Annotated in this window: 19 protein-coding genes and 4 pseudogenes; 11 read left to right on the top strand and 12 right to left on the bottom strand. The window is 65.2% G+C overall.

Annotated elements, in window-relative coordinates; genetic code table 11:
- From RHBS_RS08930 to RHBS_RS08895, 8 genes and pseudogenes are all read right to left on the bottom strand, one after another.
- Positions 1-436: DUF2398 family protein (locus tag RHBS_RS08930; protein WP_128645380.1), on the bottom strand; the 436-nt coding region annotated here is incomplete at its 3' end.
- Positions 433-1,907: pseudogene (locus RHBS_RS08925) on the bottom strand (TIGR02677 family protein). The pseudogene RHBS_RS08925 and the gene RHBS_RS08930, both read right to left, overlap by 4 nt.
- Positions 1,908-2,078: 171 nt before the next feature.
- Positions 2,079-2,399, bottom strand: a complete 321-nt coding sequence (locus tag RHBS_RS08920; protein WP_128645379.1) for a type II toxin-antitoxin system PemK/MazF family toxin — start codon at positions 2,397-2,399, stop codon at positions 2,079-2,081.
- On the bottom strand, positions 2,396-2,686 hold the full coding sequence (locus tag RHBS_RS08915) for a hypothetical protein (RefSeq protein ID WP_128645378.1): 291 nt from the start codon (positions 2,684-2,686) through the stop codon (positions 2,396-2,398). The genes RHBS_RS08920 and RHBS_RS08915 overlap by 4 nt, the downstream gene beginning before the upstream one ends.
- A gap of 85 nt (positions 2,687-2,771) precedes the next feature.
- Entirely contained in the window at positions 2,772-3,071 is a 300-nt protein-coding gene (locus RHBS_RS08910) for a Rieske 2Fe-2S domain-containing protein (protein ID WP_121869880.1), read from the bottom strand.
- Positions 3,068-5,557 (bottom strand): nitrite reductase large subunit NirB, encoded by a 2,490-nt coding sequence (gene nirB, locus RHBS_RS08905; protein WP_128645377.1) that lies wholly within the window; start codon positions 5,555-5,557, stop codon positions 3,068-3,070. Before nirB ends, RHBS_RS08910 begins: the two co-directional genes overlap by 4 nt.
- Positions 5,557-5,904: a molybdopterin oxidoreductase gene (locus RHBS_RS08900; RefSeq protein ID WP_121869878.1), complete on the bottom strand. Its 348-nt coding sequence runs from the start codon at positions 5,902-5,904 to the stop codon at positions 5,557-5,559. The genes nirB and RHBS_RS08900 overlap by 1 nt, the downstream gene beginning before the upstream one ends.
- A 100-nt stretch (positions 5,905-6,004) precedes the next feature.
- Positions 6,005-6,907: a PAC2 family protein gene (locus RHBS_RS08895; protein ID WP_128645384.1), complete on the bottom strand. Its 903-nt coding sequence runs from the start codon at positions 6,905-6,907 to the stop codon at positions 6,005-6,007.
- A 173-nt stretch (positions 6,908-7,080) separates the two neighbouring features.
- Between RHBS_RS08895 and metH the strand changes: the two are divergent.
- The 5 genes and pseudogenes from metH to RHBS_RS08870 all read left to right on the top strand — a co-directional run bounded on the left by metH (position 7,081) and on the right by RHBS_RS08870 (position 13,006).
- A pseudogene (gene metH, locus RHBS_RS08890) lies at positions 7,081-10,649 on the top strand (methionine synthase).
- The gene (locus tag RHBS_RS08885; RefSeq protein ID WP_128645376.1) at positions 10,642-11,319 is read left to right on the top strand and encodes an HAD family phosphatase; all 678 of its coding nucleotides are present in this window, start codon (positions 10,642-10,644) and stop codon (positions 11,317-11,319) included. Before metH ends, RHBS_RS08885 begins: the two are co-directional and overlap by 8 nt.
- A gap of 50 nt (positions 11,320-11,369) precedes the next feature.
- Positions 11,370-11,633, top strand: a complete 264-nt coding sequence (locus tag RHBS_RS08880; RefSeq protein WP_032398466.1) for a phosphoribosyl-ATP diphosphatase — start codon at positions 11,370-11,372, stop codon at positions 11,631-11,633.
- 47 nt (positions 11,634-11,680) lie between these two features.
- Positions 11,681-12,532: an ATP phosphoribosyltransferase gene (gene hisG / locus RHBS_RS08875; protein WP_121872413.1), complete on the top strand. Its 852-nt coding sequence runs from the start codon at positions 11,681-11,683 to the stop codon at positions 12,530-12,532.
- A gap of 27 nt (positions 12,533-12,559) precedes the next feature.
- Positions 12,560-13,006, top strand: a complete 447-nt coding sequence (locus tag RHBS_RS08870) for a PaaI family thioesterase (RefSeq protein WP_128645375.1) — start codon at positions 12,560-12,562, stop codon at positions 13,004-13,006.
- A gap of 103 nt (positions 13,007-13,109) precedes the next feature.
- Here the strand turns inward: RHBS_RS08870 and RHBS_RS08865 are convergent, their stop codons facing one another.
- Together RHBS_RS08865 and RHBS_RS08860 are read right to left on the bottom strand one after the other, a co-directional pair.
- Positions 13,110-13,922, bottom strand: coding sequence for a thioesterase family protein (locus tag RHBS_RS08865; RefSeq protein WP_121869874.1), 813 nt, complete (start codon positions 13,920-13,922; stop codon positions 13,110-13,112).
- Positions 13,876-14,751: a RecB family exonuclease gene (locus RHBS_RS08860; RefSeq protein ID WP_237669118.1), complete on the bottom strand. Its 876-nt coding sequence runs from the start codon at positions 14,749-14,751 to the stop codon at positions 13,876-13,878. Before RHBS_RS08860 ends, RHBS_RS08865 begins: the two co-directional genes overlap by 47 nt.
- 383 nt (positions 14,752-15,134) lie before the next feature.
- Here RHBS_RS08860 and RHBS_RS08855 point away from each other — a divergent pair, with 383 nt between their 5' ends.
- Positions 15,135-16,001, top strand: coding sequence for a tRNA (adenine-N1)-methyltransferase (locus tag RHBS_RS08855; protein ID WP_128645383.1), 867 nt, complete (start codon positions 15,135-15,137; stop codon positions 15,999-16,001).
- Between the two features lie 9 nt (positions 16,002-16,010).
- Here the strand turns inward: RHBS_RS08855 and RHBS_RS08850 are convergent, their stop codons facing one another.
- Entirely contained in the window at positions 16,011-16,496 is a 486-nt protein-coding gene (locus RHBS_RS08850; RefSeq protein ID WP_128645382.1) for a hypothetical protein, read from the bottom strand.
- Positions 16,497-16,681: 185 nt separating this feature from the next.
- Here RHBS_RS08850 and arc point away from each other — a divergent pair.
- From arc to prcA, 5 genes and pseudogenes are all read left to right on the top strand, one after another.
- Positions 16,682-18,444: pseudogene (gene arc / locus RHBS_RS08845) on the top strand (proteasome ATPase).
- Between the two features lie 80 nt (positions 18,445-18,524).
- Positions 18,525-20,023: pseudogene (gene dop, locus RHBS_RS08840) on the top strand (depupylase/deamidase Dop).
- A gap of 194 nt (positions 20,024-20,217) precedes the next feature.
- Positions 20,218-20,412, top strand: a complete 195-nt coding sequence (locus RHBS_RS08835; protein WP_008716348.1) for a ubiquitin-like protein Pup — start codon at positions 20,218-20,220, stop codon at positions 20,410-20,412.
- A complete protein-coding gene (prcB, locus tag RHBS_RS08830) occupies positions 20,409-21,335 on the top strand; it encodes a proteasome subunit beta (RefSeq protein WP_128645373.1) in 927 nt (308 codons plus the stop codon). The genes RHBS_RS08835 and prcB overlap by 4 nt, the downstream gene beginning before the upstream one ends.
- Positions 21,332-22,105 (top strand): proteasome subunit alpha, encoded by a 774-nt coding sequence (gene prcA, locus RHBS_RS08825; protein ID WP_128645372.1) that lies wholly within the window; start codon positions 21,332-21,334, stop codon positions 22,103-22,105. The genes prcB and prcA overlap by 4 nt, the downstream gene beginning before the upstream one ends.
- Before the next feature lie 33 nt (positions 22,106-22,138).
- Here the strand turns inward: prcA and RHBS_RS08820 are convergent.
- Positions 22,139-23,439 (bottom strand): bifunctional phosphatase PAP2/diacylglycerol kinase family protein (locus tag RHBS_RS08820; protein WP_237669117.1); only part of this gene is annotated, 1,301 nt, incomplete at its 5' end.

Raw genomic sequence — 23,439 nt, 5'->3', positions numbered from 1 at the left:
CGTCGACGAACGCGTCTCGGTCACTTGCGCGGTCGGTCGTCAGCTCGACACCGTCGACCTGACTCGCCTCGGCCGCAACGTGATCGGCGAGTTCGGACAGAGTGATCTGGTTCCCCGCCCGGCCGAGTGCCGCGAGCGCCAACGCCAGGTACGCGTATCTGCGGCGGTCGAAGATTCGGTCGGTGGACGTTCGCGCGGGTTGGCTGTCGTCCAGTGCGTCGATCACCGGGAACAGACGCGCGGTCGTCTCGGTGACCTCGAGGCGATACCCGAACAGTTCGAGCAGGTCCTCGCGCAACTCGGTCGCCCATCTACGCAGCAGTGGCAGCGCGATCCGATCGGGGTACGTGGTGGTCACCAGGTGATTCGACAGCGCGACCCGGGCGGCCCGCTGGTAGGAATCCAGTGCGAGGGTGGAGATCTCGCGAGCTCTCATCGGCGTGCCACCTCGCTGACTTCGAGCGCGAGGCGATCCAGATGCAATCGGCCTCTGCTGGTCTGCACGATCGTCGAACGGTCGCTGTCGCTCAGTGTCAGGCGCACGCCGCTGTCGGATCCCGATGAGTCGGAGGTACGCCCGCTCACGCGCACTCGCGCGGTCAACGCAGCATTCAGCAAGCTCAACAGCACCTCGGTTTCCTGCTCGTCGAGAATGCGGTCGTGGATTCCGGCCGAGGCGAGCGATTGCGCTGCGGCGCTGCGTGATCGCTGCGATTCGAGTTGCTGCTCCCGAAGGCGTCGAATGCCACCGTCGTTGCGCTGCACCCGTCCCGGAACACCGGGGGTGGGGGTGCGTCCGGTCTCGGCCAGGGTTCGCGAGATCTCGACCGGCGGTGCCTCCCACCACGATCGGGACGTGGAGATGATGTCGGCGTCGGGATGCACCATCGACAGATGCCGTGGTCTGCCGAGGCCCAACACGGCATGGAACAGGGCGTGCGCGCTGTCTTCGGTGGGTGCGGCGGCGAACCAACCGGCCAGGTGGCGCAATTGGCTCTCCCGGCTCACTCCGCCCTTGCGGGTTTCGGTGACGCGGCGCAGCAGCGACAGCACGGCGGCGATCGCGCTCATCGTGCCCTCACGGAGTCGCTCGGACTCGCTGAGTTCGGACTCGGCCGAGACGAACCAGTGCGAGAGGCCGGCCCATCGATCGGTCCAGTCGGCGCGGCGTTCGTCCACGGTGAGGAAGACTCGTTCGTCGCTGATCGCGGCTCGCTCGACGAGTTCCTCGATCCCGGTGCTCTCGACGAGTGCTATCGCCTCGGCGAGCTTCGGTGCGTAGCGGGTCAGATCGGAGCTGAATTCACGCATGTGTGTCAGCAGGGCGTCCTTGTGGACCAGAAACGACTCCGGCGTGATCTCGGTGGTGCGCACGAGGTCACCGAGCACCAGATAGAAGTGGGCGGCGCGGGTCGCCATCTCCGACAGCGTCGAATCGAGTCGGCTGAGCTTGCGGTAGATGCGATCGCCGTCGGCCTGACGGTTCGCCTCGGCCAGCTCGTGCATATCCGCCAACAGCTCGGGGAGCACCAGCCGCGACAGCGCGGCGTCGTCCAGGCGGGCCCCGAGCACGTCTTCGACCGCACGGTAGGCCTTGTAGCCGGCTTGGCCGAACTGGTAGACGAAGTGACGGTTGCGATATTCGGCGAGGGTTGCGGCGCGGGTGCGTCGTAGCTGCGTTCGAGCAGGCCCCAGGCGTGGAGCTGATCGAGCAGAGGTGCGATGTCGAGGGTGGTCAGGGCGTCGTGCCGACCTGGGCTGCGTGCGATGAGGTCGGCCACGTCTCCGGAGTGCAGCAGGACGACGTAGTTGGCTCGTGCGGTGTCGAATGCCCGAAGAACGGCCAGGTACTCGGATCGCTTCTCGGCAACGGCGAACGAGAAGAGACCGAGACGATCTTCCTCCACGAACGCGTTCACGACTCCCTGCCGCGCGTCCTCGCCTGATTCGCTCACTGGAACAGGGTAGGGGGTAGGAGTGGAGCCTGCGGAATGACCCTGGCGGTAGGAGTGGAGCCTGCGGAACGACCCGGAGGTAGGTGCCTCAGTCGTTCAACCGTGCTCGTACTGTCTCGTCGTTCAGGGAAGCCCGAGGGCGACCGCAAGCGCCTTGTTCAGTTCGAGCACAGTGGCAGGGGAGAGCGCACCGGCAGGCCTGCTCGCGGCGATCTCGTCGTCGAAAAGCTGGACGAGGTCATCGGCGAGAATCGATCCGACGAGTGGTTCCGAACTCCCGAGAGTGACGGCTGTCGGGATGCCATGTTTCGGCGTTGTGGTCACCCGCGCCGCAAGTACAGTGTTCAGGTTGCGGTTGCGGACGTTGTTGGAGACCACGACCCACGGCTTTTCACCGTGCCCCAGGTCGCACCAGTAGATTTGCCCGCGAACTGCGGCCGTCATTCGCCGTAGGCCCGGTCGACCTGCTCGACGTAGCGGTTTCGCCGCGCGCGTTGCTCGTCGAGCCCGTCGGCCTGATCTTTGGCGAGCTCTGCGTAGCCCGCCTCGAGCGCCTTCTCTCGAAGTGACTCCGCACCGGCGCGTAGCAATGCACGGACGATTCCGGACTCGGAATTGTCGCGGACCGCAATGTGATTCTGTTGCGCCCACGCACGGAGGACGACGGACTCGGCGCGATTCGGGTCGGAGAACACGGCCACCTCGGCTTGGTCATCGCTGTCGAGCGTCACAGGCAAACGTTTCACATCCATGTTTCACATTGTGACTCACTTGGTGATTATCGGCAATCGACACAGCTGAGCCACCGCGAAGGTGTCAGATCTCCACGGTCACTTTTCCGTCCACCACGGCGGCGGGGTAGGTGCGCACCGGGTCGATGCCGCTGGGGCAGGTGCCGTCGTCGAGCGAGAACGTGTACTGATGCAGCGGGCAGACGACGATGGATCCGTCGATCTGACCGTCTGCCAGGGGCCCGCCCTTGTGGGGGCACACGGCGTCCATCGCCCGCACCGAGCCGTCGCTGAGCAGAAACACCGCAACTTGCTTGCCGTCCACCACGTAGGCGCGTCCCTCGCCGGGTGTCAGATCCTCCACGGCCCCGACCGGCACGCTCATCGGACCGGCACCTGAGGGAGCGGAAGCAGGGGCAGCGACGGGGTGAACTGGGCGGGTGACTTCGGTGCCGCGCGATCCTGCCAGGGGTCGATGTATCCGTCCACCGATGCCTGCATGCGCTCGTCCAATCCGGCGACGATGCCATCGCGGTCGTCGATCAGCACGCTCTGCAGTTCCTCCAGGCCGACGCGCGGAACCCATGCGTACGTTCGCTCGAGCCACTGAGCGTTCTCGCGGTAATGCTGGATGAATCTGCCTGCCACGGTCAGAACCTCCTCGGCCCCCGTCACGGTGGCCAGTAGATCGCCCTTGCGGATGTGTGCGCCTGCCGCGCCGCCGACGTAGATCTCCCATTTGCCTTCGCCCACCGAGACGACGCCGAAGTCCTTGCACAGTGCCTCCGAGCAGTTGCGCGGGCAGCCCGCGACCGCGAGTTTCAACTTCGCCGGAGTCTCCAGGCCCTGGAACCGCTCCTCCATGGCGATGCCCAGAGCCGTCGAGTCGCCGAGGCCGAAGCGACAGAAATCGCTGCCCACGCAGGTCTTCACCGTGCGCATGCTCTTGCCGTAGGCGAAGCCCGAGGGCATGTCCAGATCGCCCCACACCTTCGGCAGGTCCTCCTTCTTGATGCCGAGAAGGTCGATACGTTGTCCGCCGGTGACCTTGACCAGGGGTACGTGGTACTTGTCTGCGACGTCGGCGATCTTGCGCAATTGATCGGGGGTGGTGACGCCACCCTTCATCTGCGGCACCACCGAGAACGTGCCGTCCCGCTGGATGTTGGCGTGGACGCGGTCGTTGATGAACAGCGCGCCGCGCTCGTCCACCCAGTCCGGGCCCCACACCGTCCGCAGCAACGACGCCAACGGCATCTTGGCGGCGGCATCCTCCGCTCCGCCGGTCGCCAGCGCCGCGAACACCGCAGACACCGCCCGAAGATCCTGCGCGCGGATGGCGTCGATCAGTTCCGGCTTGGTCATGGGGATGCAGGGGACGTACCAGTCCGCTGTGGGATCGGCCTCGACGGCACCGCCCGCTGCGCACGCGATGATGTCCTTGACCAGGCCCTTGCACGATCCGCACCCTTTGCCCGCCCGAGTCTTCGCGGTCACGTCGCCGAGGTTCTTGGCACCCGCATGCACGCAGGCCACGATGGCACCTTTGGTGACGCCGTTGCAGTTGCACACCTGGACGTCGTCGGCCAGCTCGGCGGCTCCTGTTGCGGCAGAGGGAGTTCCCATGTCGAAGAGCATGCTGATGCGCTCCTCGGGCAACGGCACTTTCTCGTCGAAAGCCTGAGTCAGGAAGTTGGCCTTGGAGATGTCGCCCAGCAGGGTGGCACCAACGAGTTTGTTATTGCGCACGATCACCGACTTGTACGTGCCACTGCGCGGTTCGTAGAACTGGACGAATTCGTCGTCGTCGCGTTCGGGGGCGGTGATCCCCATCGAGGCGACGTCAACACCGGCGACCTTGAGCTTGGTGGTCAGCCGCGAACCGTGGTACGCCGCAGTGGGGTCGGCACCGGTGAGCACGTCGGCCAGCACGACGGCCTGCTCCCACAGCGGCGCGACGAGGCCGTAGACCTCGCCGCGATGCTGGCAGCATTCACCGACGGCATAGATGGAACCCTCGTCCTCGCAACGCAATTGGTCGTCGACGACGATTCCGCGTTCGATCACCAGCCCGCCCGCACGAGCGAAATCGACACTGGGACGAATGCCCGCGGTGACCACTACCATGTCCGCGTCGAGCGAGGTGCCGTCGTTGAACCCAACGCCGGTGACGACGCCGTCCTCGGAGCGCACCACCGAGGTGGTCCGCTTGGAGGTGTGTACGCCGACGCCGAGGGACTCGATCTTGTTGCGCAGCACGCGTCCGCCGCGCTCGTCGAGCTGCTGATTCATCAGGTGGCCGGGGGAGTGCACCACGTTCACTTCCAGGCCCTGCGTGCGCAAGCCGTACGCGGCTTCGAGGCCGAGGAGTCCGCCACCGATGACGACGGCCGAGACGTCGTCACGGGACTGCGCCATCTGCAGCATCCCATTGGTGTCGGCGATGGTGCGGAAGCCGAACACGCCGCGCGCCAGCCTGCCGTCGGACTCGCGCAGACCGTCCATGTTGGGGAAGAACGTGTTGCTGCCGGTGGCGATGATCAGCACGTCGTAGTCGACGGACCGACCGCTTTCGCAGACGACGGTCTTGGAGAACCGGTCGAGCGAGACCGCGCGGTCCCCGGCGTGCAGTGTGACGCCGTTCTCGCTGTACCAGCTCATCGGATTGAGGATCAGATCCTCGTCGTCGACGGTGGCCTCGCCGGACAACACGTGCGAGAGCATGATTCGGTTGTAGTTGCCGTACGGCTCGTCGCCGATCATGGTGATCTCGAACAGCGAACTGCCGTCCCGTTTGATGATCTCCTCGACCGCCCTGGCACCGGCCATCCCGTTACCGACCACAAGCAGTCGCTGCTTGGCCGCGGTCATCAGATCAGCACCAGACCGAAATCGACGACGACCTCTCCGCTGGTTCCGGCAGGGGCGGCAATCACCAGTTCGAGCACCGTGTCCGGATCCACGTCCTCGACCACCCGCAGCGGAATGTTCACTCCGCTCTTGGCACCCATCGGAAACATGCGCATCGGGCTGCCGTCGCGCAGCAAGGTCACGACCACCAGCTCGTCGCTCGAGTTTCCGCCGCGAAAATACAGCGGCTGAGCCGTCGCACCCTCGGGGACGACGAAGCTCAGGCTGGGATCGATCAGCTCGGGCTTGTCCAGACCGTGCCCGGTGAAGGAGAAGATGCCTTGCAGAAATCGCGGTGTGCTGGCCATACCCACGAGGTTGCGGGGTCGGGGTGACGTCACCGCTGCGGTGACGTTACGTCGGGATCAGAAAGACCTCACCGGCTGCCGGTCCCTCGTGTGCGGTCGGTCAGAGCCCGAAGTTGCCCGGACCGCGTCGCCTCAGGTACTTCTCGAACTCGGCCGCGATGGCGTCGCCGTCGATCTTGGCGATTGCGTCGGACATGTCCACCTCGGCGTCGCCGCGCTCCTCGAGGCTGCGGACGTATTCGCTGATCTCCTCGTCTTCCTTCGTCATCTCGGTCACCGCCTCTTCCCATTCCTCGGCCTGGGTGGGCAGTTCGCCGAGCGGTACCTCGATGTCGAGCACGTCCTCGACCCGCTGCAGCAGCGCCACGGTGGCCTTGGGGTTGGGCGGCTGAGAGACGTAGTGGGGAACAGCTGCCCAGAAAGAGACCGCGGGCACCCCGGCCTTGACGCACTCGTCCTGCAGAACACCGGTGATCCCGGTCGGTCCCTCGTACCGGGTCTGTTCGAGGTTGAACTGTTCGGCCGACTCGGTGCTGTAGGCGGTGCCGGTCACCGGAACGGGCCTGGTGTGCGGAGTGTCGGCCAGCAGCGCTCCCAGGATGACCACGGTTTCGACGCCGAGCTGTTCGACGAATTCGAGCAGGTCGTCGCAGAAACTGCGCCAGCGCATGTTCGGCTCGATGCCGCGCAGCAACACCACATCGCGTGAGCTGCCGGGAGGCGAACACACCGACAGCCGCGTCGACGGCCACTCGATCTCGCGAGTGACTCCGTCCACCTGGCGGACCGTCGGGCGGTTGACCTGGTAGTCGTAGTAGTCCTCGGAGTCCAATTCGGCCAGCGGGCTGGCGTCCCAGATCAGCTCCAGATGTTCGATCGCGCCGCTGGCCGCATCGCCTGCGTCGTTCCAGCCCTCGAAGGCAGCCACCAGGATCGGGGAGCGCAACTCGGGAATGTCGTCGTCGAGATCATCCAGACCGTCGAGGTCTGTGGCGTTGGCCACAGCGTCGTGGACGGCCTCGATCAATGCAGCATCGAGAGGCACATCCGATCCGGAACCTGAAATGTCCGTATTTTCGGTACCGTCGTCGATCGGGGACTGGCCATCGAGGTTTCGGGGACTCACCACGACAGCCTACGACCCGTCGTAACTTCGGTGCCCACTACTCTGTAGTGATGCCCGCTGAACACAAGCCCAGTCTGCTCGATGCGATTTCACGTCGCGTTGTCATCGGCGACGGCGCGATGGGCACGATGCTCCAGGACGCCGAGCTGACTCTCGACGACTTTCTCGGTCTCGAAGGTTGCAACGAAATCCTCAACGACACCCGGCCGGATGTCCTGCGGGAGATCCACCGCGAGTACTTCGCGGCCGGTGCGGACGCCGTCGAGACCAACACCTTCGGTTGCAATCTGCCCAACCTCGCCGATTACGACATCGAGGACCGCATCCGTGAACTTGCGGAGAAGGGCACCCGTCTCGCGCGCGAGACCGCCGACGAGATGGGCCCCGGCCGCGATGGAATGGGCCGCTACGTGCTGGGCTCGATGGGCCCGGGCACCAAGCTCCCCACTCTCGGACACGCCCCGTTCGCCCGGCTGCGCGACGCATACACCGAAGCCGCCCTCGGCATGATCGACGGCGGTGCCGACGCCATCCTGGTCGAGACCTGCAGGATCTGCTGCAGGTCAAGGCCGCGATCATCGGCAGTCAGCATGCGATGGACAAGCTCGGTGTGCGCATCCCGATCATCACCCACGTCACGGTCGAGACGACGGGCGCGATGCTCGTCGGTAGCGAGATCGGTGCCGCACTGACCGCACTCGAACCCCTCGGCATCGACATGATCGGGCTCAACTGTGCGACCGGCCCGGCCGAGATGAGCGAGCACCTGCGCCATCTGTCCAAGCATTCACGCCTTCCCGTGTCGGTCATGCCCAACGCCGGCCTGCCGACACTCGGCGCGAAAGGTGCCGAGTACCCACTGACCGCCCCCGAACTGGCCGAGGCTCTGAGCGGTTTCGTCAACGAGTACGGGCTGGCTCTGGTCGGAGGTTGCTGCGGTACCACGCCCGAGCACATCCGCCAGGTTGCCGACATGGTCCACGGGGCAACGAAACTCGAACGTCGGCCGGCTCCCGAGCCGGGCGTCTCCTCGCTCTACACCGCCGTTCCGTTCGAGCAGGATGCCAGCATCCTGATGATCGGTGAGCGCACAAACTCCAACGGATCCAAGGCATTTCGCGACGCGATGCTCGCCGAGGACTACGAGAAGTGCCTCGACATCGCCAAGGATCAGACGCGCGACGGTGCGCACATGCTCGATCTCAACGTCGACTACGTCGGCCGCGACGGTGCCGCAGACATGGCGGCATTGGCGAGCCGCCTGGCGACCGCGTCGACCCTGCCGATCATGCTCGACTCCACCGAACCCGCCGTTCTCGAAGCAGGGTTGGAACACCTCGGTGGCCGCAGCGCGGTCAACTCGGTCAACTACGAGGACGGCGACGGGCCCGACTCGCGGTTCCAGAAGATCATGCGTCTGGTCAAGGAGCACGGCGCCGCTGTCGTTGCTCTGACCATCGACGAAGAGGGACAGGCACGTACGGCCGAGTGGAAGGTGCGTGTCGCAGACCGGTTGATCACCGACATCACCGAGAACTGGGGCCTGCGCCACGAGGACATCATCGTCGACACCCTCACCTTCCCGATCTCGACCGGCCAGGAAGAGGTGAGACGCGACGGCATCGAGACCATCGAGGCGATCCGGCAGCTCAAGGAGAAATACCCGAAGGTGCACACCACCCTCGGGCTGTCGAACATCTCGTTCGGCCTCAATCCCGCTGCACGCCAGGTGCTGAACTCGGTGTTCCTGCACGAGTGCACACAGGCCGGTCTCGACACCGCCATCGTGCACGCGTCGAAGATCCTGCCGATGAACAAGATTCCCGACGAGCAGCGCGAGACTGCCCTCGACCTGGTGTACGACCGCCGCAGCGAGGGCTACGACCCGCTGCAGAAGCTCATGCAGCTCTTCGAGGGTGTCTCCGCGGCCTCCGCTCGTGAATCCCGCGCCGAAGAACTCGGCCGATTGCCGCTGTTCGAGCGACTCGAACGGCGCATCGTCGACGGTGAACGCAACGGCCTCGACGCCGATCTCGACACCGCGATGACCGAGAAGCCGCCGCTCGAGATCATCAACGAAACTCTGCTCTCGGGTATGAAGACCGTGGGCGAGCTGTTCGGCTCCGGCCAGATGCAGCTGCCGTTCGTGCTCGCCTCCGCCGAGGTGATGAAAGCTGCTGTGGCGTACCTCGAGCCGCACATGGAGGCGACCGACGACGACGGCAAGGGCCGCATCGTGCTCGGTACCGTCAAGGGCGACGTGCACGACATCGGCAAGAACCTCGTCGACATCATCCTGAGCAACAACGGCTACGAGGTGGTCAATCTCGGTATCAAGCAACCGATTTCGACCATTCTCGAAGCTGCGATCGACAAGCGCGCCGATGTGATCGGCATGTCCGGGCTGTTGGTGAAATCCACGGTGGTCATGAAGGACAACCTGATCGAACTCAACTCGCGGGGTGTCGCCGAGCAATTCCCGGTTCTGCTGGGCGGAGCGGCGCTGACGCGGTCGTATGTCGAGAACGATCTGCAGGACGTCTACGAGGGCGACGTGCACTATGCGCGTGACGCATTCGAGGGCCTTCGGTTGATGGACACCATCATGACCACCAAGCGTGGCGGCGGACCGGCTCCGGACAGCCCCGAGGCGCTCGCCGCGAAGGCCAAGACGGCCGAGCGCAAGGAACGCCACGAACGCTCCAAGCGCATCGCCGAGAAGCGCAAGGCCGCCGAAGCACCGGTGGTCGTGCCCGAGCGATCCGATGTCGCTGCCGACATCGACATCCCGGTGCCACCCTTCTGGGGCACGCGCATCGTCAAGGGCGTGTCACTGTCGGAGTACTCGGGGCTGCTCGACGAGCGGGCTCTGTTCCTGGGGCAGTGGGGTCTGCGCGGCGCCCGGAAGGGTGAAGGTGCCACGTACGAGGATCTGGTGGAATCGGAAGGCAAACCGCGCCTGCGGTATTGGCTGGATCGGTTGAGCACCGACGGCATCCTCGCGCACGCGGCGTTGGTGTACGGGTACTTCCCGGCGGTGTCCGAGGGTGACGACGTCGTGGTGCTCACCGAACCGGAACCCGATGCGCCCGAACGGTTCCGATTCACGTTCCCGCGGCAGCACCGTGATCGATTCCTCTGTGTTGCAGACTTCGTTCGATCGCGTTCGGCTGCACGGGAATCGGGCAAGGTCGATGTTCTGCCGATGAACCTGGTGACGATGGGCCAGCCCATTGCCGACTTCGCGAACGAACTGTTCGCCGCCGACTCGTACCGCGACTACCTCGAGGTTCACGGAATCGGCGTCCAGCTCACCGAGGCCTTGGCCGAGTACTGGCATCGCCGGGTGCGCGAGGAGCTGAAGCTGTCCGACGGAAAGTCCGTTGCCTCGGAGGATCCCACCGAGGCCGAGGGCTTCTTCAAGCTCGAATACCGCGGTGCGCGTTACTCGTTCGGCTACGGAGCATGCCCCGATCTCGAGGACCGCATCAAGCTCGCCGCGCTCCTCGAGCCCGAGCGAATCGGCGTGAAGCTCTCCGAGGAACTGCAGCTACACCCCGAACAGTCGACCGATGCGTTCGTACTTCATCACCCGGAGGCCAAGTACTTCAATGTCTAGCACCCACCTGCACGGTGTCCTGTGGGACATGGACGGCACACTGCTCGACTCGGAGAAGATCTGGGACGTCGCTATCGGTGAGTACTCCCGCACGCTGGGAACGGAGCTCAGTACCGAGGTGCGCGAGAGCACCCTCGGCAACTCCATGCGGGACGCACTGAGCAAGGTGCTGGCCAACGCCTCCGTCGCGGTCACCGACGAGCATCTGTCCGAGGGGCGCGAATGGCTGACGGCCCGCGTCGGAGACCTGTTCGCCGAGGGGATTCCGTGGCGGCCCGGTGCCAAGGACGCTCTTGCGCTCGTGCGCGAGATGGGCCTGTCCACCGGGCTGGTCACCAACACCGAGCGGGGTCTGGTCGAGCGGGCTCTGGACACCCTGGGGCGCGAGTACTTCGACATCACGGTCACCGGCGACGAGGTCGAGGCAGGCAAACCGCACCCGGCTCCGTACCTACGCGGTGCTGCGTTGCTCGGACTCGACGCCGCGTCGTGCCTTGCGGTGGAGGATTCGCCCACCGGATCGCTCTCTGCCCACACGGCGGGCTGTCCGGTACTGGTCGTTCCCTCGGAGATCGCGGTGGCACAAGCTCCGGGCTACACCATCCGTGACGGTCTGCTCGGCCTGACTGCCGACGACGTCCGGCGGGCTTGGTCAGGCCGAACACCCTGATCTCGACCGTATTCGTGTACCCGAGCGACGACGTGAAAGAATAACCAGCCGTGAAGACTTTCGATTCGCTGTTCGCCGAGCTCACCGACCGCTCGAAGACCCGTCCCGAGGGTTCGGGCACCGTCGCAGCGTTGGACGCGGGAGTTCATTTCCAGGGCAAGAAGGTTCTCGAAGAAGCCGGTGAAGTGTGGATCGCTGCCGAGCACGAGAGCGACGAGGCGCTCGCCGAGGAGATCTCACAGCTCCTCTACTGGGTACAGGTGATGATGGTGGGCAGAGGCCTCGAACTCGAGGACGTCTACAAGCATCTGTGAGTTCGATCCGCATGTCACTCACGAACTCGTCGAACAAGGAAGACTCCATGCTGCGCGTAGCCGTACCCAACAAGGGCGCTCTCTCCGAGTCCGCCGCCGAAATTCTCAGTGAAGCCGGCTACCGACGCCGAAGCGATTCCAAGGACCTGACGGTTCTCGACCCGGCGAACGGCGTCGAGTTCTTCTTTCTGCGTCCCAAGGACATCGCGATCTACGTCGGATCCGGTCAATTGGATCTGGGCATCACCGGACGCGACCTGGCTCTCGATTCGGGTGCCGCGGTCGAGGAACGGCTGGCACTCGGATTCGGTCGATCGACCTTCCGCTACGCCGCACCCGCGGGCAAGCAGTGGGCACCCGAGGACCTGGGCGGACTGCGCATCGCCACGTCCTATCCCAACCTGGTGCGCAAGGATCTGGCCGCCAGAGGACTCGAAGCAACGGTCATTCGCCTCGACGGTGCAGTCGAGATCTCCATCCAGCTCGGGGTCGCCGACGCGATCGCCGACGTCGTGGAGTCGGGACGCTCGCTGCGTCAGAACAACCTCGTGGCCTTCGGCGAATCCCTCTGCGATTCGGAGGGTGTGTTGATCGAACGAGCAGGCACACCGGGCACCGACTCCGCACGCAAGCAACTCATCGCCCGCGTGCAGGGCGTCGTCTTCGCACAGCAGTACCTGATGCTCGATTACGACTGCCCAAAGTCGATCCTCGACGAGGCCGTGAAGATCACCCCTGGAATCGAATCACCGACCCTCGCCCCGATGGTCGACGACAATTGGGTTGCCGTGCGCGCCATGGTTTCTCGCAAGGTGCACAACAACGTCATGGATCAGCTCGCCGAGTTGGGCGCCAAGGCGATCCTCGCCTCCGACATCAGGTCCTGCCGGGCGTTCTGAGTCCGTTCCGGCCGTCTGGGGGGGCGCATGACATCCGATACTTCCGACCAGGGACTCGCCCGTCTGGCGCGGGCCGTGTTCGACGCGCAGCCGTTCACTCGGTTGCTCGGTGCCGAACTGATCTCGACGGCCGGAGGTCACGTCGAAGTCCGGCTCCGAAACAGGCCCGAGTTGCAGCAGCAACACGGTTTCGTGCACGGCGGCGTCATCAGCTACCTCGCCGACAACGCCGTGACCTTCGCCGGTGGAGTCGCACTCGGCGGGGACGCGGTGACATCGCAGTGCACCGTCGATTTTGCGAGGCCCGCAAAGGGCGAGTACCTGATCGCCCGCGCACACGCCGTGTCAATCACACGCAGCCAGGCCGTCTGCCACTGCACCGTTCACTCGATCGACGGAGAGAAGGAACGCGTCGTCGCAGTCGCCCAGGGCACCGTCGTCAAGGCCAACACACCTCGACCGACTACACCCTGACTGGTCGTTCCGCAGGCTCCACTCCTGCCCTGACTGGTCGTTCCGCAGGCTCCACTCCTGCCCTGACTGGTCGTTCCGCAGGCTCCACTCCTGCCCTGACTCGTCAGCTGCGACGCCGAACCAGCACCGTCTGAGCGATGCGCCCGACCGGTCCCAGTTCGTCGCTGAGTGTGCCCGCACACATCGCGATACCGTCCGGCCCGGTGGAGGTCTCGGCCGACACCCCGATCCATTCGCCCTGCGGCACTCGGAACACGTGCACGGTCAGGTCGGTGTTCAAGAACGTCCATTCGTCGATCGGGAGTTTCGCTCCGATTCCGTTCGCGATGTCCGCAATCGAGAAGAGTCTTTCCAGGGATGTCATCGATTCACCCTGCACGAGAGCAGGTATTGGCCTGGCCCAGATCTCACCCGGCCCATCGGCACCGAGCCCGGTGAGAATCTTGAACTCGACGGCGTCGAGATAACCCGACGACCAGGTGCCGCCGAACGTGTAGTCGACACCGTCGCTCACCGGTCGCATCACCGGATCGCCCGAGTGCGCAACGTCGTCGGTCGGCGTGGTGCGCATACGCCATGCGCTGCCGCGGGCCACCGCCCGCGCAGTTCCCGAGGTGCCGTCCGCCCAGAGTTCCGCCACGACGAGCTCGATATTGGTGCCGGGACGCTCCGTCCACGCTCGGATCTCGATGTCCCCGACCGGAACCGGCCCGAGGATGTCGACGGCCACGCGACTGATGCGGGTGTCCTCCCTGGCGTCCACTCGTTCGAGCGCACGGACCAACAGCGCCGACGGCGGGGCCCCGTGCTGCATCGTCGGTGCCCACAGGCTGACGGTGTGCTCGGTCGCGGTGACCCTCTCATGGCCCTCACTGCCGACACCGGCGGGAACGAAGAAGGCGTTCGGAACCGTCACAGCTCGGCTCCCACCGGTTCGGCAGCGGCCTGGGCCACCCCGGATACGGCGGGGGAGTACCACCGAACTCCGGACACAGCGCCTGGTGATCGCACCACTTGCACAACGCACCCCGTTTGGCGCGGAAATCGCCGGTCTCGCCTGCGGCCAGAATCGCTTTCCAGATCGCCGAGAGCATGCGCTCGAACCTGCGCAGTTCGCCCTCGTCGGGGGTGTAGGTCAGCTCCTGTTTGTCGGAGAGATACATCAACTTCAGTTGCGCCGGAACGACTCCACGCATCCGCATGATCATCAGGGCATAGAACTTCATCTGGAACAGCGCCTTGGACTCGGTGAACTCCCGCGGCGCCCGGCCCGTCTTGTAGTCGACGACACGGATCATCCCGTTCGGTGCAACGTCGATCCGATCGATGAACCCGCGCAGCGGCGTACCGTCGTCCAGCACCACCTCCACTCGCTGTTCGCAGGATTCGGGCTCGAACCGGGTGGGGTCTTCCAGTTCGTAATAGCCGGCGACCAGCGCACGAGCCCGGTCGAGAAACGCCGGCCTTTCGTCCACCGGAACCAGAGTCTCGATGTCGGGCGACCGCGCGACCACTCGTTCCCACGCCGGATCGACAAGCTCTCGTGCAGTGGTCGGCACACGATCCTGTGCGGGCAACGCGTACAGGGCCTCCAATGCGGCATGCACCACAGTTCCCTTCACCTGAGCTTCGGTGGAGACCTCGGGAATTCGGTCGACGGCTCGAAGGCGATAGAGGAGCGGGCACTGCTTGAAATCACCTGCGCGCGAAGGCGACAACGCCGGTGTACTGCGGGAGCCGGACATCGACGGCGACTGGTGCGCACTGTCGCCGGGATCGAGTAGAGGCAAGTCGATGGGCGTCGACACGGAAATACTCACGACTGCGACCCTATGCCGTTGGTCCGACATCTTCGGTCAAGGCCGTAGTCTGGCACGTCGAGTCGTCCCAGGTGTCGGACCGAACAGGTCGGGCGTCGAACAGAGCAACGAAAGCAGGTTCCGCTGTGCCGTCCGGTGATGCTGTGTCCTTCGGTGATTCCGCGTCCGCGTCGACGACCGACGGGCCCGAGGTCGACGCGATCGTCGACGCCCCGGTTCCCAGCGCGGACGTTCCCAGTGCGGACGAGGTGGTCACCGCGACCGTCGACGAGATCGAACTGGACGAAGCTCTGACGACCGACGACGGCATACCGGCCGAGCCGGTACCGACCGGACCCGCCCGCAGCGGACCGTTCCGCGTAGGGGATCGAGTCCAGCTCACCGACGGGAAGGGCCGCCACTACACGGTGGTTCTCGAGGCGGGCAAGGAGTTCCACACCCATCGGGGCGGAATCACCCACGACAAACTGCTCGGTGCCGACGAGGGCAGCGTGGTCACGTCCGTCAACGGCACCCCCTACCTCGCGCTTCGGCCGCTGCTGACCGACTACGTGCTGTCGATGCCGCGTGGCGCTCAGGTCATCTACCCCAAGGACGCAGCCCAGATCGTGCACGAGGGCGACATGTTCCCCGGGGCGCGCGTACTCGAGGCCGGTGCCGGATCGGGCGCTCTGACGTGCTCGCTGCTGCGTGCCGTCGGTACCGCAGGAACGGTCATCTCCTACGAGATCCGCCAGGACCATGCCGACTACGCGATCAAGAACGTCGAGACATTCTTCGGAGAGCGGCCGTCCAATTGGCACCTGACCGTGGCCGACGTGGATCGGTTCGGTGTCGATCGTCCCGGTGAGCAGGTCGACCGGGTCGTCCTCGACATGCTCGCGCCCTGGGACGCTCTGCCTTCGGTATCGAAGGCTCTCGTTCCCGGCGGCGTGCTGCTGGTCTACGTCGCTACGGTGACGCAGTTGTCCAAGGTCGTCGAAGCCCTTCGCGCGCAGGAGTGCTGGACCGAACCCCGTTCGTGGGAGTCGATGGTGCGCGGGTGGCACGTCGTCGGACTGGCAGTTCGTCCCGAGCATCGGATGCAGGGGCACACGGCATTCCTCGTCAGTGTCCGACGCCTCGCCGAGGGCACCGTCACGCCGAAGCCGCAGCGTCGATCCGGCAAGGGCTGACCTCTCGGCCTAGGCGCAGGGAGCCTGTCCCATCGCGAGGATCTGGCAGGTGCTGGCATCGGAGAGCTTCCACTCGCCGTCGATCAGCACCCAGGTCTGAGGGGACGGAGCTGCCGTTCCCCGAGGAGTGGCGATCGCGACGTCGGCTGTGGATGTCTCGCCCTCGACCGTCGGTTCGGCAACCTCGAACGTGATCGCCCCGTAGTTCGCCAGAGCCGCGGTCATCGTGGCGAGGTTGGTCAGGCGTGCCTGCCCGTTCTCGACCGAGGCCGCCTTCGTCGCTGCGTCGACGTTCGGGGCCACCAGTTGCAGCAGAGATGCTTCGAGTTCATCGGATGTCGGGGGCGCGACGGCGGGTGCATCGGTTGCCGGGGCGCTGCTCTCGGCGGCTGACGTCGAATTGTGATCGGTTTGATCGGATTCGTCGGCCGAGCTGCATCCGGCTACCGAAATCACCGCTGCCGCGAGCGCGACACCTACCGAGAAATTGCGCATCTTCACTGGTGAAGCCCCTGATTCCGTGGTCGGTCCGCTGCTTTGTCAGGTGAGGCTAACATGAACTCGACCGACGCTCGGGTGCGGTCGAGACACTCTGCTTCTCCGTCCCGATCGTGGTGTCGGTCCGCACATTCGGGCCGGTGCCGGTAGCGTTGATAGATCGTCACTGGGAGGAGTCGCTCATGAGCTCAACAGACAATCCGGATGTGGCCGCGGCCAGAGCCGAACTGGACGCCGTGCGAGCCGAAGCTGCTTCACTGCGCCGTCAATTGGGGGAGTCCCCCGAGCAGGTACGTGAACTCGAAGGTCGCGTCGATTCGCTGGCGCTCCGCAATGCCAAGTTGATGGACACCCTCAAAGAGGCCAGGCAACAGCTCATCGCACTCCGCGAGGAAGTGGACCGCCTCGGCCAACCACCGAGCGGCTACGGCGTTCTGCTGAGCGTCTTCGACGACGGAACGGTCGACGTGTTCACCTCCGGACGCAAGATGAGGCTGACGTGTTCACCCAACATCGAGGCCGACTCACTCGCACCGGGACAGACGGTGCGACTGAACGAAGCGTTGACCATCGTCGAGGCCTGCACCTTCGACCAGGTCGGCGAAATCAGCACTCTGCGTGAGCTTCTGGGCGACGGATCGAGGGCACTCGTCGTCGGTCACGCCGACGAGGAGCGAGTCGTGTGGCTGGCCAAGCCGTTGATCGACATGGTCAACGACGAGGGCCCCATCGACCCGGACGAACCGTCCCGCAAACTCCGCCCCGGCGATTCCCTGCTCGTCGACACCAAGGCCGGCTACGCCTTCGAGCGTGTCCCCAAGGCCGAGGTGGAGGACCTGGTCCTCGAAGAGGTGCCGGACGTCGGATACGAGGACATCGGTGGTCTCGGTCGACAGATCGAGCAGATTCGCGACGCCGTCGAACTGCCGTTCCTGCACAAGGATCTGTTTCGCGAGTACTCCCTGCGTCCGCCCAAGGGTGTGCTGCTCTACGGCCCTCCCGGTTGCGGAAAGACGTTGATCGCCAAAGCGGTTGCCAACTCGTTGGCCAAGAAGATCGCCGAGGCCCGCGGGCAGGACGCCAAGGAAGCGAAGTCGTTCTTCCTCAACATCAAGGGCCCCGAACTGCTCAACAAGTTCGTCGGCGAGACAGAGCGTCACATCCGGATGATCTTCCAGCGCGCACGGGAGAAGGCGTCCGAGGGCACCCCGGTCATCGTGTTCTTCGACGAGATGGATTCGATCTTCCGCACCCGTGGTTCGGGCGTCTCGTCCGACGTCGAGACGACGGTCGTGCCGCAGCTGCTCGCGGAGATCGACGGCGTGGAGGGGCTCGAGAACGTGATCGTGATCGGTGCCTCCAACCGTGAGGACATGATCGACCCCGCGATCCTGCGGCCCGGTCGCCTGGATGTGAAGATCAAGATCGAGCGGCCCGACGCCGAATCGGCACAGGACATCTTCTCCAAGTACCTGACCGATTCGCTGCCGGTCAACGCCGACGATGTCGCAGAGTTCGGTGGCGACCGCGCTGCGTGCATCCGAGGATGATCGACCGCGTCGTCGAGCGCATGTACGCCGAAAGCGACGACAACCGCTTCCTCGAGGTGACGTATGCCAACGGAGACAAGGAAGTTCTGTACTTCAAGGACTTCAACTCCGGTGCCATGATCCAGAACATCGTCGACCGCGCGAAGAAGTACGCCATCAAATCGGTACTCGAAACCGGCAACGGCGGTCTGCGAATTCAGCACCTCTTCGACTCCATCGTCGACGAGTTCGCCGAGAACGAAGACCTGCCGAACACCACGAACCCGGACGACTGGGCTCGAATCTCCGGCAAGAAGGGCGAGCGGATCGTCTACATCCGCACGCTGGTCACCGGCAAGAACGCCAGCGCGAGCCGGGCGATCGACACCGAGGCCAACACCGGCCAGTACCTGTAGATCCGGCACAGAGCAGTATCGGGGCGCGTCCGCACAGGGCGCGCCCCGATCTGTGTCCGGGTGCCGTCTAGGCTCGACTCATGCAGCGCATCATCGGTATCGAGGTCGAGTACGGCATTTCTTCGCCCACCGAACCCACCGCCAATCCGATCCTGACGTCGACCCAGGCAGTGTTGGCCTACGCGGCGGCTGCAGGGGTGCCCCGCGCAAGCGCACGCGCTGGGACTACGAGGTCGAGTCGCCGCTGCGTGATGCCCGTGGCTTCGACCTCGGACGCTTCAGCGGCCCCGCCCCGGTGATCGACGCCGACGAGATCGGCGCAGCCAACATGATTCTCACCAACGGTGCTCGCCTGTACGTCGATCACGCTCACCCCGAGTACTCGGCTCCGGAGGTACGTGACCCGCTGGATGCAGTGATCTGGGACAAAGCAGGCGAGCGAGTGATGGAAGCTGCCGCCCGCCACGCGTCGAGCGTCCCGGGAGCGCCGCGCCTCCAGCTGTACAAGAACAACGTCGACGGTAAGGGTGCGTCGTACGGCACCCACGAGAACTACCTGATGTCGCGCGAGACGCCGTTCTCGGCGGTCGTCGCCGGTCTGTCGCCGTTCTTCGCCTCGAGGCAGGTCATCACCGGGTCGGGACGCGTCGGAATCGGCCAGTCCGGTGACGAAGCAGGCTTCCAGCTCTCGCAGCGGGCGGACTACATCGAAGTGGAGGTGGGCCTCGAGACCACTCTCAAGCGCGGCATCATCAACACACGCGACGAACCACACGCGGACGCGGACAAGTACCGCCGCCTGCACTGCATCATCGGCGACGCGAATCTCGCCGAGATGTCGACCTACCTCAAGGTCGGCACGACAGCGCTCGTGCTCGACATCATCGAAGCCGGGGTCGACCTGTCCGATCTGCAGTTGGCCAGGCCGGTGACCGCGGTCCATCAGATCAGCCATGATCCGACGCTGCGCAAGGCCGTCGCTCTCGCCGACGGCCGCGAACTGACCGGGCTTGCGCTGCAGCGGATCTACCACCAGCGCGTTGCCAAGTTCGTGGCTGCCGAGGGCAGTGACGATGCGCGCGCACTGGACGTGCTCGACAAGTGGGCCATGGTTCTCGACCTTCTCGAACGCGATCCGATGGAGTGCGCCCATTTGCTGGACTGGCCCGCGAAACTGCGCCTGCTCGAAGGCTTCCGCCAGCGGGAAGGGCTCGGGTGGTCGGCTCCGCGGCTGCATCTGGTCGACCTGCAGTACTCCGATGTGCGGCTGGACAAAGGTCTGTACAACCGGCTGGTCGCTCGCGGGTCGATGGATCGACTGGTCACCGAGCAGCAGGTACTCGATGCCGTCGGCACGCCGCCGGAGGATACGAGGGCCTACTTCCGCGGCGAGTGTCTGCGCAAGTTCGGGGCCGACATCGCCGCGGCGAGCTGGGATTCGGTCATCTTCGATCTCGGCGGCGACTCCCTCGTTCGCATCCCGACCCTCGAGCCGCTCCGAGGCACCAAATCGCACGTCGGTGCACTGCTCGAGTCGGTCGACAGCGCCGCCGAGCTCGTCGATCAGCTCACCACCTGACGCACCCACAGACCGGTGGCGACCAATCGCGGTGTCTTGCCAACCGGCGGAGTCGGTCTGTCGGTAGGGTAAAGGTCCGTGCACTTTCGGCGGAACGTTCGGTTGCACTTGCACATCCACGACGGTGCACCCCGGATCGACCGGCGGGAGTGCAGTAGATCTGTTTTCTCGATATACGGAGGAGGTCGGCGACTATGGCACAGGAGCAGACACGGCGCTCTGGCGGCGGCGACGACGATGAGGTTCCAGGCGACACCGGAGCCGGTGGTCAGGAACGACGCGAGAAGCTGGCCGAGGAGACCGACGACCTTCTCGACGAGATCGACGACGTGCTCGAGGAAAACGCCGAGGACTTCGTCCGCGCCTACGTTCAGAAGGGCGGCCAGTGACGGTGGATCGTTCGGACCCACGGTCGGCCGGCGACGGAACGGCGATCCCATTCGGGTCGAGCAGCTCGTCGTTCTCCGACTATCTTCGTCGGCACGCCCCCCACCTGTTGCCCGAGAGCGGTATCGCGGCGGATCTGGCGTCGCACACCGACAAGTCGGGCATCGCCCCGCACGGGACGACGATCGTCGCCCTGACCTACGCGGGCGGCGTACTGATCGCGGGTGACCGGCGAGCCACGCAGGGTAATCTGATCGCCAATCGCGACATGCAGAAGGTCTACGTCACCGACGACTACTCCGCCGCGGGTATCGCCGGAACGGCGGGCATCGCGATCGAGCTGGTCCGGCTCTTCGCCGTCGAACTCGAGCATTACGAGAAGATCGAAGGCGTTCCGCTCACGTTCAACGGCAAGGCCAACAAGTTGTCGTCGATGGTGCGAAGCAATCTCGGTGCCGCGATGCAGGGGCTTGCCGCCGTCCCGTTGCTGGTCGGATTCGACATCGACATCTCGGATCCGGATCGAGCCGGACGCATCGTGTCCTACGACGTGGTCGGCGGGCGATACGAGGAGCGTTCGGGTTATCACGCAGTGGGGTCAGGATCGTTGTTCGCCAAGTCCGCGCTCAAGAAGCTCTATCGCCCCGGAATGACCGAGGAGGAGGCGATTCGTGCAGCGGTGGAATCGCTGTACGACGCCGCCGACGACGATTCGGCCACCGGTGGTCCGGACGTCACCCGCGGGATCTACCCGACGGCGGTCGCCATCACCAGTGTCGGGGCGGACGACGTTGCGCACGAGCGGATTTCGGCTGCCGCTCGGTCCGTCCTCGCGGAGCGGACCGAGAGTGCAGCGCATTCCGGCGGTGCCGAGCATCACACCCGGGCCGGTCAGCAAGTGAGCGAAGGGGGTAGCGCACCATGACGATGCCGTACTACGCATCCGCCGAACAGATCATGCGCGATCGTTCGGAGTTGGCGCGCAAGGGAATCGGCCGCGGCCGCAGCGTCATCGTGCTGACGTATGCGGACGGGGTCCTCTTCGTGGCCGAGAACCGTTCGACCGCGTTGCACAAGGTGAGCGAACTCTACGACCGGATCGGCTTCGCGGCCGTGGGCAAGTACAACGAGTTCGAGAACCTGCGCAAGGCCGGCATCCAGCACGCCGATATCAAGGGATACACCTACGATCGGCGCGACGTGACCGGCCGTTCGCTCGCCAAGACGTACGCGCAAGCACTCGGCACGATCTTCACCGAGCAGCTCAAGCCGTACGAGGTCGAGATCTGTGTCGCGGAGGTGTCGCATCAGGACGAGCCGATTGCGACGCAGCTCTACCGCATCACCTACGACGGATCCATCGTCGACGAGCAGGATTTCGTCGTCATGGGTGGCACGACCGAGCCGATCGTGGCGGCGCTGAAGGACACCTATCGTTCCGGCCTGGATCTGGCCGAGGCGGTACGGGTTGCTGTTGCCGCCCTCACGGCAGGTCCCGCGACGCCGCCCCCTGCGGGCGGTGAGCCGGAGAAGAAGGTCCTCGAGGTCTCGGCGCTCGAGGTCGCAGTGCTGGACCAGGCGCGGCCGCGACGAGCGTTCCGACGCATCGCCGGAGCTGCGTTGGAGGACATGCTGCCGACGCCGACTGCGTCGGTCGAGACGGTCACCGAGACCGAAGGTGCACCGCCTTCCTGACCGGTGGTCCCGACATTCGTTCGGCCTCGTGCGCTATCGCTTTCGGTAGAGCACGAGGCCGTTCTTGTCGCTGGTGAACTCGAACCACGTTCCGTCGCCCACCACTTCGCCGTCGGCGGCGAGCGCAACGGGGGAGCCCTCCACCTCGACGGTCAACTCCTTCACCGCTCGGCGAACGTACGCGGGCGAAGAGCCGAGGGTGCCGGTCAACGTTGCCCACAGCAGTCTGGTTCTGGATGCCTTCGGCTCGGACGGAAGAAACCGAACATCGAGCGTTCCGGTGTGAATGCTGCTGCGAGACATGGGAACTTGATCGGCCGGTGCGTAATTGCCGTTACCGACGAACAGCATCCACACCGAATGTCTGGTGCCGTCGAGCCTGATGTTCAGTGGTTCCGCAGCTGCCAGGACCCTCGTCATCGCGATGGCGGCGGCCGGCCATTTACCGATTCGGCGTTGCAACTTCTGACGCAGCCGCACCGAGTCGGGGTAGCCACCGAACGTCGCGGTGTTGACGAACGACACGTTGCGGCCGTCGACCGACACCTCGGCGATGTCGACCCGTTCGGCGGTGCCCGCTTCCACGGCGGCAGCAGTGTCCTCCACGACGGTCAACCCGGTGTCGCGCGCGAAGTGGTTGAGGGTGCCGCCCGGAAATGCTGCGAGCGGTAATCCGTTGCGCACCGCCGATGCAGCAACGCTGACCACCGTTCCGTCGCCACCGCACACACCGAGGGCACGCGGGGACGTGCTCCGAATTCGCTGTTCCAGTTGCTCGTCGAAGTCCTGATCGGGATTCGGCACGAACAGATCGGCATCGGGAAGTGCTCGACAGATCGCGTCGGGCACCGCTTCCGAATCGTCGCCCGAACCCGGATTGACGAGTATCAGCAGCCCTCGGCCGCCGGGCAGCGGATCGATCTCTACCAGGGAACCCAGATCGGCAGGCTTTTCCGATCGCACGGCCCACCAGCGACGGGTGGACAACGCGATGGCCGAGCCCAGAGCCGCACCGGCGATGACGTCGGTCGGCCAATGCACCCCGACGTGGACCCTCGAGTAGCACACCGCGGCCGCAACGGGTGCCAGCAGCACGCCTGCCACCGGGGATTCGATCGCCACCGCGGTGACGAACGCGGCCGCCGACGCCGAATGCCCCGATGGAAACGACGACGACACCGGCGGAGCCAGTACTTGACGCAGGACGGGAACCGACTCGGAATCGGGACGAGTCCGCGGGAACAGTGGTTTGAGCAGCCCGTTCGCCACAGAGCTCGCACCGGCCAGTGCCACGAGCCCCCGCACGCCACCCCGTCGGGCCGGGCCACCTGCGA

Source organism: Rhodococcus sp. BS-15, assembly GCF_000813105.1.
In the GTDB taxonomy this organism is placed as follows: Bacteria; Actinomycetota; Actinomycetes; order Mycobacteriales; family Mycobacteriaceae; genus Rhodococcoides.
The sequence above is the reverse complement of the archived record's forward strand: the minus strand, read 5'-3'. Positions and strand labels throughout refer to the sequence as shown.

Bases quoted from the DNA above. Each gene is read 5' to 3' on its own strand.
- RHBS_RS08920 (WP_128645379.1), bottom strand. From the start codon at position 2,399: ATGACGGCCGCAGTTCGCGGGCAAATCTACTGGTGCGACCTGGGGCAC.
- RHBS_RS08910 (WP_121869880.1), bottom strand. From the start codon at position 3,071: ATGAGCGTGCCGGTCGGGGCCGTGGAGGATCTGACACCCGGCGAGGGA.
- nirB (WP_128645377.1), bottom strand. From the start codon at position 5,557: ATGACCGCGGCCAAGCAGCGACTGCTTGTGGTCGGTAACGGGATGGCC.
- RHBS_RS08900 (WP_121869878.1), bottom strand. From the start codon at position 5,904: ATGGCCAGCACACCGCGATTTCTGCAAGGCATCTTCTCCTTCACCGGG.
- RHBS_RS08885 (WP_128645376.1), top strand. From the start codon at position 10,642: ATGTCTAGCACCCACCTGCACGGTGTCCTGTGGGACATGGACGGCACA.
- hisG (WP_121872413.1), top strand. From the start codon at position 11,681: ATGCTGCGCGTAGCCGTACCCAACAAGGGCGCTCTCTCCGAGTCCGCC.
- RHBS_RS08870 (WP_128645375.1), top strand. From the start codon at position 12,560: ATGACATCCGATACTTCCGACCAGGGACTCGCCCGTCTGGCGCGGGCC.
- RHBS_RS08860 (WP_237669118.1), bottom strand. From the start codon at position 14,751: ATGTCCGGCTCCCGCAGTACACCGGCGTTGTCGCCTTCGCGCGCAGGT.
- RHBS_RS08850 (WP_128645382.1), bottom strand. From the start codon at position 16,496: ATGCGCAATTTCTCGGTAGGTGTCGCGCTCGCGGCAGCGGTGATTTCG.
- RHBS_RS08835 (WP_008716348.1), top strand. From the start codon at position 20,218: ATGGCACAGGAGCAGACACGGCGCTCTGGCGGCGGCGACGACGATGAG.
- prcA (WP_128645372.1), top strand. From the start codon at position 21,332: ATGACGATGCCGTACTACGCATCCGCCGAACAGATCATGCGCGATCGT.